Annotated in this window: 9 protein-coding genes; all 9 read left to right on the top strand. The window is 42.1% G+C overall.

The annotated features are described in order from the left end of the window. Positions 1-2 precede the first annotated feature (2 nt). On the top strand, positions 3-1,076 hold the full coding sequence (locus AB5542_RS05435) for a TlpA disulfide reductase family protein (protein ID WP_279040551.1): 1,074 nt from the start codon (positions 3-5) through the stop codon (positions 1,074-1,076). An 8-nt stretch (positions 1,077-1,084) separates the two neighbouring features. Continuing rightward, positions 1,085-2,134 carry a thioredoxin family protein gene (locus AB5542_RS05430; RefSeq protein WP_279040549.1) on the top strand — a complete coding sequence of 350 codons (1,050 nt, stop codon included), beginning with the start codon at positions 1,085-1,087 and terminating at the stop codon, positions 2,132-2,134. A gap of 415 nt (positions 2,135-2,549) precedes the next feature. Further along, positions 2,550-3,086 (top strand): RNA polymerase sigma factor, encoded by a 537-nt coding sequence (locus AB5542_RS05425; protein ID WP_209279493.1) that lies wholly within the window; start codon positions 2,550-2,552, stop codon positions 3,084-3,086. A gap of 170 nt (positions 3,087-3,256) precedes the next feature. Further along, a complete protein-coding gene (locus AB5542_RS05420) occupies positions 3,257-4,435 on the top strand; it encodes a FecR family protein (RefSeq protein WP_279040548.1) in 1,179 nt (392 codons plus the stop codon). Positions 4,436-4,580: 145 nt separating this feature from the next. Next, positions 4,581-8,090: a SusC/RagA family TonB-linked outer membrane protein gene (locus AB5542_RS05415; RefSeq protein WP_279040546.1), complete on the top strand. Its 3,510-nt coding sequence runs from the start codon at positions 4,581-4,583 to the stop codon at positions 8,088-8,090. Between the two features lie 18 nt (positions 8,091-8,108). Then, positions 8,109-9,623: a RagB/SusD family nutrient uptake outer membrane protein gene (locus tag AB5542_RS05410; protein ID WP_279040544.1), complete on the top strand. Its 1,515-nt coding sequence runs from the start codon at positions 8,109-8,111 to the stop codon at positions 9,621-9,623. Positions 9,624-9,647: 24 nt separating this feature from the next. After that, positions 9,648-10,553 (top strand): hypothetical protein, encoded by a 906-nt coding sequence (locus AB5542_RS05405; protein WP_279040543.1) that lies wholly within the window; start codon positions 9,648-9,650, stop codon positions 10,551-10,553. Between the two features lie 9 nt (positions 10,554-10,562). Then, positions 10,563-11,564 (top strand): TlpA family protein disulfide reductase, encoded by a 1,002-nt coding sequence (locus AB5542_RS05400; protein WP_279040542.1) that lies wholly within the window; start codon positions 10,563-10,565, stop codon positions 11,562-11,564. A 36-nt stretch (positions 11,565-11,600) separates the two neighbouring features. Further along, positions 11,601-12,810 (top strand): S8 family serine peptidase (locus AB5542_RS05395; RefSeq protein WP_368243011.1); only part of this gene is annotated, 1,210 nt, incomplete at its 3' end.

Here is a 12,810-nt window from a genome sequence, read left to right as displayed (position 1 = left end):
TTATGAAAAGGTTTATTATAATCAGTTTGTTACTGTCTTTTGTCGGGGCTGGTGTTTCGGCTCAGGAAAAGGTGTTTGTCATCAAGGGGCAAATACCCGGGATGAAAGATGGTATTAATGTTTCGCTTTTAACGGCGGAAACAGCATCTTCGGAAGTAATTGTTGAAACAACCGTGAAAAACGGTTGTTTCGAACTTCGAGGACGGGTGGAGGGGCCGATGTTGTGTACCTTGATTACGAATAATCTGGCTCTTGTTTCAGATTTGGATGAAACCGAGAAGATTAGATGGACTTACACACCGGTGTTCGTGGATAACGTGGAAATGACCGTGGAGACAGTTCATTATGACAGTGTTCCATTTTCGGATCCGATAACTCCTTGCTTTAAGATTACAGGGGGAGAGGTGCAGGAAGATTTTAATACGTATAATCTTTCGATCATGAGAGATAAAGAGAGCAAGGAGAAACAATGGGAATTTATTCTTTCGCATCCTCATTCTGTGGTATCTGCTTATTTGGGGAATATCATGATGCGGGGCGGTTATGAATTAACGAGGGAAGAGGTCGAGAAGTTGGAAAAAGCTATTGTTTCTCTTCCTGCGGACCCCGTTCGCTTTAAGGTCTTCAGGCAGAATTGTGAGTATGCCAAACAGACCGTAAAGAATAGTGCTATCGTGAATCTGGCTTTAAATGACGTGGAAGGGAAGGCCTGTAATTTGTCGGAGGTTATTCCTCAAGGAAAATATTTGTTGGTTGATTTTTGGGCAACGTGGTGTGGGCCTTGTATGGCGGCAATTCCCAATATAAAGAAATTAGTGGAGCGGTTTCCTGATACTTTTGCGGTGATCGGAGTTTCTTGTGATACGAATTTGAAGGCTTGGAAAGCCGCGATTGAAAGAGAGATGGCTACGTGGCCCCAGTATGTACTCACGAAGGAGGGGTACAAGGATTTTTTGACGAAATATCAAACAGGCGGGGTTCCCTATTTTCTGATTCTGGATAAGGAAGGAAAGGTAATTAATAATCCGGAAGGTATAGGAGATGTTGAACGAGAAGTTGAACGTTTGTGTAAATAGTATTGGGTATGAATAGGGTTATTTTAAGTATATTGATTTGCCTGTTAACGATTAACGGGTACTCTCAACATGGAGTGAAGTTTCTGGAAGGAGACCTGCAATCTGCGTTAAATGTGGCAAAACAACAAAAGAAAATGGTTTTCGTGGATGTTTATACCTCTTGGTGTGGGCCTTGCCGTTGGATGAGTGAGGAAGTTTTGCAGACTCCGGAGGCTGCAATGTATTTTGATAAGTATTTCGTGTGCTTTAAAATAGATGCGGAGAAAGGGGAAGGAGTGGAGTTTGCTAAAAAATATGATGTTCATGCCTATCCTACTTTTTTGATGTTGTTGCCGGATGGCACGTTGCGGCATAAAATTGTGGGGGCAGATACGCTGAAGCTTTTTATACCACGAGTGGAGCGAGGTTTAAAGGAGAGAACGTCATGGAAGTATTTTATGGACGAATACATGAAAGGAACACTTGAAAAGAAAGAAATCCCGGCAGCAATTCAAGTGTTCAAGGATGCTTATATGAAAAAGGAGATAAAAAGCTTGACCGATTCTCTCTTTCAGTTATTGTCTCCTAAAGAGAAATTGGATGAACGCTATTGGGTGGTTTATGAAGAATTGAAGTATGATGATTTGTTTACTCCCCGGTTCAAATTTTTCGTGGAGAACCGTGCTGAAATTGCGGGAAAAGGACGAGAGACGAAATCTTTCGAGATCATTCGTACCATGCTGTCTGATCATTTGATTAATAACACCACGGGACGGATTACGAGCAAAGGGAATCCTTGGAATTGTGGAGAAGCAAACGAAATGCCTTGTATGCGTTCGTTAATTGCGATTTCGGATTTACCGGACAAGGCTTTTTTCTTGGTTTGGTGTGATGTTGCCTCTGCGTGTTATTTCGGTCAGGTTGATCAGGTAAAGAAATCTATAAACAAGATTGCGACTTTCCCGGAAGCGAAACAATATGGACGTACTTTTGTTTGGGCATATAAACATTATTTCCCGGATGAGGAAGATGAATTGGAAAGCTTAAGAGAAGTATGGAATTTGAAAGAAGATAAATAGGAGAATCAGTTTTTGTATTAAGAGGAGTGTTGATGATTTTTGAAAGCCCCCAAGAGTTTTATTCTGACTTTTGTGGGCTCTTCAATTTGATATGTATAGGATTTAATAAATATTTTTCGCTCATCGAAATAATTATTCGACTTCTTACCTCTAAACGTCACTTTTGAACATTTTGTTTTTACAATTTCAGCATAAAATGTTAATCGAAAAAGGCTGGCTTGATATTTGTTGTTTATATATTGTATTGATAACCAAATGTATGATAGTGAAATTTTATTCGAGTGATACGATAATGAATTCTTCTTCGAAAATCAGAAGATTTTGATTGTATGATTTATTATGTATTTTTGTATAACGGACAAGACGATCAACTTATTGGTTTGATGGAATAGAAAGGAATTAGATTAAGTGTAATATGCGAAATATCGTAACAGATATAAGGGGGGGAGATAAGGACTCTTTTAAAGAGTTCTTTGAGGATTATTACCCTATTTTGTGTGTATTCTCTTCGAAATATGTGAAGAACGAGGAGCAATGCAAGGATATTGCGCAGGAGACACTATTGAGTTATTGGGAGAAACGGGCTGATTTCGAGGATATATATAAAGTAAAGGGATTTCTTTATATGGTGGCACGTAACCGGTGCCTGAATTATTTGAAACGGGAACAAGTAAATCAAGCATACGTGGACGAGGCCAACCGGGAGTCAGAGGAATATTTTCAAGAAGAGGTTATTGAGCAAGAAACTTATATGTTGGTTAGGAAAGCCATTGAGGGTTTGCCCCCTCAGATGAGAACCATCATTAAGTATGCTATGGAAGGTCTGAAAAATCCACAGATCGCCAGTGAAATGGGGATTGCCGAAGGCACAGTTCATGCTTTGAAGAAAACAGCTTATCGTAAATTACGGGAACAGTTAAAAGAACACTTCTATCTCTTATTGTTTATATAACTTTCGAAGTTATATTAGATTTTTCTTGAAAAAACATCTAAGAGGAATGTTTTGATTATGAATTGATTAATTCCATTTTCAATTCTCCATTTTTAATTTTCAATTTTTTAGACTACCCCTGTTTTGAAAAGAGATTGTTATACTAATGTGAAAGAGATTAGAACAGAATTATGAAATTAACAAACAAACATTTCAGGATTGCCGAGATCATGGCAGCTTTCTTTACCGGTTCGCAGACAGAACAGGATGAACGGGATTTTGAGGAGTGGGCAAAAGAGAGCGATAGACATAAGGCTTTTGTCGATCGGCTATTGAATCCGGAGGAATACGAGGAGAACCGGAGGGCTCTGGATAAATTTCAGGTGGAAGAAGCGTGGAGTAAAATGGATAAAAGAATAGGAGATACAAAAGTTCGGAAACTTTCTTCGTGGAGGTCTGTTGTGAGATATGCGGCGGTTGTACTTGTTCTTTTGTCTGCCGGAGTATATTATTGGTGGAATGGGGAAGAGGTAAGAGAGGAAGTTCCGGTTTTATACCAGATCGCGGCGGGAACAACGGGTGCCCGGCTAACCTTGGGTGATGGTAGTGTGGTGGATGTATTGAAAGACCGGGCTGTCGAGTTGAAAGAAGTGGATGGAACAAGGATTGTCACGGATTCGATTGGTATTGATTATTCCACACGAGAAACGGTGGATACGGCCGAAATCATGAATGTGGTGCAAACTTTGACGGGAATGGAATATATGCTGACACTTTCGGATGGTACGAAGGTATTTCTGAATGCGGAGACGAAATTGAAGTTCCCGACTAAGTTTCAGAAGGAAGAGAGAGTCGTGGTGCTGGAAGGGGAGGCGTATTTTGAAGTGAGTAAAGATGTTGCCCATCCTTTTATCGTCAAAACGAATGGAGTGGAGGTGAAGGTACTGGGAACTTCCTTCAACTTACGTTCTTACAGTGATGAAAATAGTATTGCGACGACTTTAGTATCGGGTAAAGTGGCTATGTTTACAGGAGAAAATAGCAAGGAAATCGTTCCCGGAGAACAAGCCGTATATATGAAAGAAACGGGGAAAATGGAAGTGAAACCAGTTGACGTGACACTTTACACGGCATGGCATATCGGGAAATTTATTTTTAGGAACGAGACTCTGGAAGAGATGATGTCCTATTTGGCCCGATGGTATGGAGTGGAGTATCGTTTTATCGATGAGGGGGCGAAAAAATTGCAGATAGGAGCCCGCTTGGATCGGTACAATAATATGAACCCGATTATCGAAATGCTTAAAAAGACAGGATTAGTAAATATTACACAAGTAGACAATATGTTGTATATATCTAGCACAGAATAATAAAAAGATGCGTCAGTGCTGGCTACACGAAACGCATCTCTCTTAAAATTAAAGTTCGTTACACTTTTAATCATTCAAAATTATGAAAAAAAACCAAGAAACCATTTTCTTCAGCCGAAGAAAGTGGGAAAAAATTTTATTTGTCATGAAATTGAAACTTGTACTTATTTTGATCAGTAGTTTCCAGCTATCTGCTGCGGTGTATTCGCAGGATAACAGGTTAACACTGAAGATGGAAGATGCGTCACTGGAACAAGTGATCTGGGAAATTCAGAAACAGACGGATTTCGTGTTCATGTATGGTACACGTGATATTACTAAGGTGACAAACCTGACCGTGGACATGACAGATAAAACTGTAAATGAAATATTGGATCAGTGTTTACGTCATTCGGGACTGGTTTACACGATCTCCGGAAATGCTGTGATTATCAAACGTGCCGATGATGACAAAAAAGAAATGACGGTTATCAAGGGTGTCGTGAAGGATAAGAACGGCGATCCGCTACCCGGGGTGACGATCATAGAGAAGGGAACTTCCATCGGGGTTGCGACCGGAATTAATGGAGAATTCACTTTTAGCACGACGAAAAAGGATAGCGTTACACTTTTGTTCACTTTCGTGGGAATGAAGATGAAACAGGTGCTGTGGAACGGGCAGAAAACCTTGAACGTGGTTATGGAAGAAGATGCACAGGAGATGGAAGAAGTCGTGGTAACGGGGTATCAAGTCATCAAGAAATCAAATATGGCCGGTTCCGTGAGTACGATTGGGGCCGAGGATTTAATATTGAACGGTACCCAGTCTCTTGAACAGGCTTTACAGGGAAAGCTTCCGGGAGTGGTTGTCTTGAATCAAGATGGTTTGGTTGGAACTCGGCAAAAGGTAAGAGTTCGAGGAACTTCTACCTTGTTGGGTAGTCAAGAACCGGTGTGGGTCGTGGACGGAATTATACAGGAAGATCCACTTCCTTTTAAAGCCACGGAGTTAGTTGCTTTTGGTAGTGATCCGGATAATATTGATATGATTCGGAATTTCGTGGGAAGTTCTATTGCTTGGTTAAATCCATCCGATATACAGGATGTTACGGTGTTGAAAGACGCATCGGCCACGGCCATATACGGAATAAAGGCGGCTAATGGAGTTATCGTGATTACGACGAAGAAAGGAACGAGCGGACGAATGTCTCTTAATTATTCCGGAAATTTCACGATTGGTTCGAAAATCACGTACAATAAGATGAATTTGATGAATTCAAAACAGCGTGTGGACGTTTCCCGTGAGATTTACGATGAGGGACTTGTTTCCGGTAATATGTTAAGCCCGATCGGGTATCAAGGATTATTGCAACAATACCTTGAGGAAAAGATTTCCTATGCGCAATTTAATGCTGGCGTGAAAAAGCTGGAAGTTGTAAATACCGATTGGTTTGATTTATTATACGAGAATCCTTTTAGTCATAGCCATAATATCAGTATGTCCGGGGGAAATGAAACCTCGACTTACTACGCCTCGTTCGGTATAATGAAGAAAAACGGTACGGCTAGGGGAAATGATTCTGAAAATTATCAGGGAAGCGTGTCGGTTTCTTCAAAAATGTGGGATAAAGTGCAAATTTCCGGAAAACTTGCGGGAAGTGTTGCTAAAACGAAAGCTTTCAATAAAGTAAATCCTTACACGTATGCGTCTAAAACAAGTCGTGTGATTGCGGCTTTCGACGAAGAAGGGGATTATTATTTTTATAAAAATTATTCCGGCTACATGTATAACGTGTTGAACGAGTTGGAGAACACGGGTAACCGGAACACAACGAGCAGCATTAACGCAAATTTGAGCTTGAATTGGGAAATATTTAAAGGTTTTAAAGTTGAGTCAACACTAGGTTACGCTTATTCATCTTCTTATGGAGAAACATGGGCGACGGAATATTCCGCATATATCGCTCAGAAACGTACCTATGAATTTGGGGCTTACGGGCCGAATGATATAGAATATCAACGTTCTAAGTTACCTCATGGCGGAGAGTTAAGTATTGCCGAATACCGGAATAATTCGTACACGTGGAGAAATCAGGTTTCTTACGTGAAAAATTTTGGTATGCATTTAATCACGGCTATGTTTGGACAAGAATGTAAGAGTTCCAAATATGACGGGGTGACGGAAACCGTTTTCGGGTATCTACCCGGACGTGGTAAAACGGTATTGAACCCTCCGGGGGCGATATTAGACACGTCAGGAGAGATGGTGGCGAATTCTCTGCTTGAAGAACAGATGAAGATAAGTATAAAAGATAATACTACCAACTCGTTGTCTTTTTACGGAGCATTCACGTACACCTTTGACGAGCGCTACGTGTTGAATGCCAGTATTCGTTCGGATGCATCCAACCGTTTTGGTCAGGATAAGAGTGCCCGTTACCAGCCGGTGTGGTCTGTCGGTTTGAGATGGAATATGGGGCGAGAGCATTTTCTTGAAGGGCAGAATTTCCTTAACGAGTTCAGTGTTCGTGCGTCTTACGGGTATCAGGGAAATGCGAATGAAAGCGTGGGACCTGATTTGATCGCTTACATCCCTTCAGGATCCGATGGAATGGCCAAGGAAACGGGAGAATATCTGTTAAAAATCAAGAGTTTACCTAATCCGAAGTTGAAATGGGAAAAAACTCGAACGACGGATGTTGGGGTTGATTTCGTTTTTTTGAATAATAAAATTTCCGGTACATTCGAGTATTACCATAAGAAAACGACAGATGTCATTGTTAATCGTGAACTACCCTACGAGGATGGTGTGTTAAGTATGCCCATGAATGGTGGTTCGCTCAAGAATTCTGGTTGGGAGTTAAGCTTTAGTTTGACCCCGGTACGGACAAAAAATTTCTTGTGGTCTTTGGGTTTCAATACCTCTAAAAACTATAATAAAATCACCAGTTCTCTGGAAACAAAGAAGAGTTGGCAGGCGGCGACTTCCGGGGGATTGTATAAAGATGGTTATGCGTCATCAGGTATTTGGGCTTTTGAATACACAGGGTTATCATCCATTGACGGGAGTCCCGAATTCAACTTGGAAGGTTTGAATGATCTTCTTGCAGAAACGGATGCTACCGTGTACATGAAATACGCAGGAAAACTTGATCCAGACTTTACGGGAGGAATAAATACTTCATTAAAGTACAAACAGTTAACATTATCGGCTTCGTTCAACTTGCAAGTGGGAGGTAAGAAGTTCTTGGCCCCGATGTTTGATTCGAACATGAATAACACGACACCTTACGAGTATAATAACTTGCCGAAAGATTTGGTGAAGAGATGGCGTAAACCGGGAGACGAGGCAATAACCGATATCCCCTCGTTACCAGCAAGAGGACGGGGAGCGATTTCTTTGCCGACGACTACCGAACGGGCGCATTTGTTGTATAATTATTCCGATATTCGGGTGGTGAATGCCTCTTTCTTAAGATGTAACAATATCACCTTGTCTTACAATATTTCCGATGGGTGGATCAAGAAGTTCGCGCAAAACATGGGCTTTACTTTTAGTGTGTCTAACCCGTTCATCATCGTGAGTAAGGACTTCAAGGGGCGTGATCCTGAAGTTGCAACCGGTTCACAGCCAATTTCTCAAACCTACACGTTGAGCGTGAATTTAAGTTTTTAACGAATAAAAGTAATGAATATGAAATATAGCACCTTATTATTAGTTTTGTTCATGTTGGGATTTGCAGGATGTAGTGATTTCCTGGAAGAAGCCAGCCTGGATGAAGTACGTCCTTCGTCGATTGACGATTTGATGCAGATTATGGTAGGTGAAGTGTACCCACTAAGTAACACGGTTCGGTCGTTCCAAGATTTTTTGACGGACGATATTGAGTGTTTTGGAGCGCAAGGACAGGAGTTGTTGGAATCTCCGATAGAAAACTTGTATCTTCTTTTCTCGTGGGATGACGAGATGTTTAATGAACGGGCGGGATCACACGAGAGAGTTAATGCGTGGAAGGTGTATTACAATAAAATTATGGGAGCTAATACCGTACTTGAGTACTTGGATAAAGTAACCGGTGAACAGGAATCGAAAGATAACCTCCGGGGACAAGCTTTGACCATGCGTGGATGGTATTACTTTTTGTTGGTCAATTTGTATGGTTTGCCATACAATTACGGTAATCCTGACGAAAACCTAGGGGTACCCTTGAAATTGCAAATGGAAATAACAGGTAGTTATTACAGGAGGAATTCCGTGGCAGAGGTGTATGAACAAATCGAAAAGGATTTGTTGGATGGAATTAACCTGTTGGAAAATAACCCGATAGTTATGTCTGAATATAAAATTAACGCATTGGCTGCAAAATCCATTTTATCACGTGTTTATCTTTACATGGAGAACTGGGATGGAGTTTTGAGATATACCAATGAAGTGTTAGCCGAAAAATCCGGGTTGACCGCATTGGCGAGTGCCGATGAGGCTGCTTTTGCTTGGCAGGGATCAAATGCGTTTGGCGTGTACAACATGGCAACGAGTAACGAGGTGATTTGGCTCTATAGTAACGTGGGAGAGACTAGTACTTTTTACACCGGGGGTAGTTTTAATTACAGGGCTCCTTTTGGCGTTTCCGATGATCTGATGAATTTGTACGAGTTTGAGAACGATGCGACAAAAAAGAATTATAAAGACTTACGTCCATTTCTATATTTCTCAAGTTCCGCTTGCTTTATACAGGGAGTCGCTGTTTACTACCAGCTTTATGGTCGCAAATGCGGGAAACAAAGTTTGACGATCGGCACCAAGGGGATTCGAACTGCGGAATTATACTTGAATCGTGCCGAGGCGTATACGCATAAGTTTATGGCTTCCGGTGACGACAACGATCGCAAGTTGGCTTTGAGTGACCTGAATTATTTACGACGTCATCGTTACGATACGCGAAATGTCGCTTACGAATCTAAGGATTATCAAGATGCGAATGATTTGTTGGAATTTTGCAAGGAGGAGCGCCGTCGGGAGTTATGTTTCGAGGATCATCGCTGGTTCGATTTGCGTCGCTACGGGATGCCGACTCTCACGCATACTTATTTTGTCAGTACTGACAACGAAGAAGTGATCACGTTAACCGAAGAAGATCCGCGTTACGTGTTACCGATCCCGAAATTGGCATTGGATCGCAATCCCCTGTTAATTCAAAACAAGCGTTAATGTTAAATGTAAGAGAATAATACAATGAAACAGAGAATTTTATATATACTGATATGTCTTTCCGCATGGATCGTATCTTGTGATAACGAAGATAATTTGTCACCCACGGAGACCCCCGAAATCGGGTATGTTGTCCCGCAAGGTGATCATGATTATGATCAGAAGATCGTGGATTGGAGTGAACGGTGTAACTCTTTCATCCTTTACAAGTTCAAGATGAAAGAACTTTACTGGGCTGTAAATCAGTGGATCGAGTCGGTGGAGGACTCTAAAAGCTCCCTTTATCCTTACACGGCGGGTCTACTTGCTGCAAATGCTGACGAGAATTATGTCGGGCAACAATTGGATTTACTGGAAAAGTCGTTTCTGAATTTTTATCGTGATACCATGTTGATGCGTTGTTTGCCGATGAAATTACTTTTATGTAGCCAGTTGGATTGGAGAACGGCCGATAACAAGGTGACCACTCGTAATATGTATAATAGTTACGATTGTATGGCGTTTAACTGGGGGAATGAAACCGTGTTAACGATGACCCCGGAGCAAAAAAAGGCTTTCAAAGTAGATGTGAATCTTGCTTTTCTGAAACGTTTACTTGCTAACGGGAAACTTTCCGTTTGTGTTGATTTTTACTCGTTGGTGGCTTACACACCGACAATTACCAATCAGAATATGTATTCTCGCGGTTTTGTTGTTCGCGGGACGAAACTGGAGAATGATGCGGATAATTTTATCGAGGCTATTATTTCTACAACTTACGAAAATCTGACGGCAGAATACCCGGCAAACAATTACACGTTCAATGGAATACTGCACCCGACGAAAGACGTGAACGGTTTGGTGCGGGCAAGATATGACATTTTGGTGGACCACATGAAAACGGCTTACGGCATTGACTTGCAAGCCATCGGGGATACTGTTGTAAACTAATCACCAATCATGCTAAAGATAAAAATAGTTATATTGTTTATTTTGGTAATTTACGGAAAGGGAATGGCTCAAAACGCTTTTTCTCTTTCCGGGAAATTACGGTTATTGGCCCCTTTAGAGATTCGTGTTGAATCTCTAAAGGGTGATGTAATACTTTCCGTTCCGGTTGCTAAAGATGGAGTGTTTGCGTCTGGACAGAAAGAGATAGAACCGGATTTATACGTTTTGTGGATTGGTAGTACGAAACAGCCGGTTTATTTGGTAAACACGAGTGTGACGATTAAAGGGTTTTATGACGAAAAAAATCCGGGAAACAGTTCGTTGGTATTCACCGGAATTGACGATTTTCTGGAATTATCGGGATGGTTACCCGTGGAACAAAACTCGAAAAAGAAAACTATCAGCTCGGAAGTACGGGGAAAGTTGCGAGGAACCATGTATAGCGCACTGGCTTATCTGGCCGGGATGGATGCGTACGAGCCGAACAGAATGTTACTTGAATTGGTACCGGAGAATGAACGAGATGCTCTTTCTGCACGCTGGCTGGCACACCGGGTGGATAGTCTGGCTCGGTTCGCCGTGGGGGCGAAGGCTTACGATTTCAACTATGTCGATCCCGATGGGAGCGTGGTGCGTTTGAGTGATTTCCGGGGAAAATTTGTACTAGTTGATTTCTGGGCTTCTTGGTGCGGACCTTGTCGTCAGGAAATGAAAAACCTGTTACCGATATATGACGAGTTGAAAGGGGAGGATCTTGTGTTCATCAGTATCTCTCTTGACAAGCGGGAGAAGGACTGGCGGCGAATGCTTGAAACGGAAAATTTACCTTGGATTATGCTGTGGAACAAGGAAGGTTTCACCGTTGGCGATGCTCCGAACACGATACAAAAAGCTTATGGCTTTTACAGTATCCCTTTTATCGTGCTGATTGATCGGGAAGGGCGAATCATGGAACGGGGTTTGAGAGGGGAACAAGTGAAGGATGCTATCGTGAAAGCAAGAAAAATGTAGAGATTTCGTATTGTATAATATTGTAACAGTAAATCAATGAAAAAATATTTATTATTATTCGTCACGGGATTGTGTTTCTCCGCGGTGGAGGCACAACTTGTAAAGCAGGAGGTCCAAATACCCAAGAAACAATCAGATCTGGATTGGTATAATTGTTCTTTCGATCAAGACGGGGTGTACGGTGCGGAAGTGAACAAGGCTTACGAGTTCCTGAAAGAAAAAAAAATAAAGAAAAGACCTGTTGTAGCTTTGATCGGTACGGGCTTGGACGTGGAACACGAGGATTTGAAACAAGCCGTCTGGGTTAACCCGAAAGAGAAGGCAAACGGGAAGGATGATGATAAAAACGGGCTGGTGGATGACATCAATGGCTGGAATTTCCTAGGTGGAAAGGATGGGCGGGTCATGGAGACGATCACGCGTGAAGGAGATCGTGAATTCTTTCGTCTTAAAGACAAATACGCCGATTATATCACGAGCAACGGGGAGTTTTTTAAAATCATAGATGGCAAAAGGACTCTGGTCCCGGCCCCGGAAAATCTGTCCGAGTACGTGTACTACAAAACACGGGTACTCCCGGAGTCGGAGATTGCCAAGAAATACGGTGGCTGGCAAATTGGGTACGTTATCCGGGAGTACGGGGATAAATTCAAAAGCGAGCTGGAGACAAAATATCCGGGACAAAAAATAACAAAAGAGCAATTCCAGACCTGTTATGATCCGAATGGCCCGGTCGACACGTTGCGGGATATCGCATTCACGCTTATCGCGTTGGGTTTTCAGGTCTATAAAACAGAGGATTTAAGCGTGGTTTATGAAAATTTCGTGATGACAGCCGTGGAAAGGGCCGAGGTCGAGTACATGAATGTTTTGAAAAGATATGGTAATGATGGCCGTGAAGATGTGATCGGGGATAATTATTTAGATATAAAAGATACGAGATACGGGAATAACGTATTGTTAACATCCGATGCCGCGCTAGGGACCATGCAGGCTGGTGTGATCGGGGCTCGACGGGGAAACGCTCGAGGTGGTGATGGCATCATGGATCAGGCCCGGATCATGGCCTTGCGTGTTACGGCCGGTAAAGGTGAACCTTATTTGAAGGATATGGCGTTAGCCATTCGTTATGCTGTTGACCATCAGGCTGACGTGATTGTTCTGCCCCAGCAAAACACGCTGTACCCGGAAATGCAGAAAAAATGGATGGAAGAGGCGATACGTTATGCCGAAGATAAAGCCGTGT

The sequence above is a fragment of the Butyricimonas sp. RTP31003st1_G1_RTP31003_210430 genome (genome assembly GCF_040920905.1).
GTDB classification, from domain to species: Bacteria; Bacteroidota; Bacteroidia; order Bacteroidales; family Marinifilaceae; genus Butyricimonas; species Butyricimonas paravirosa.
This window is presented reverse-complemented; position numbering and strand designations above follow the sequence as displayed.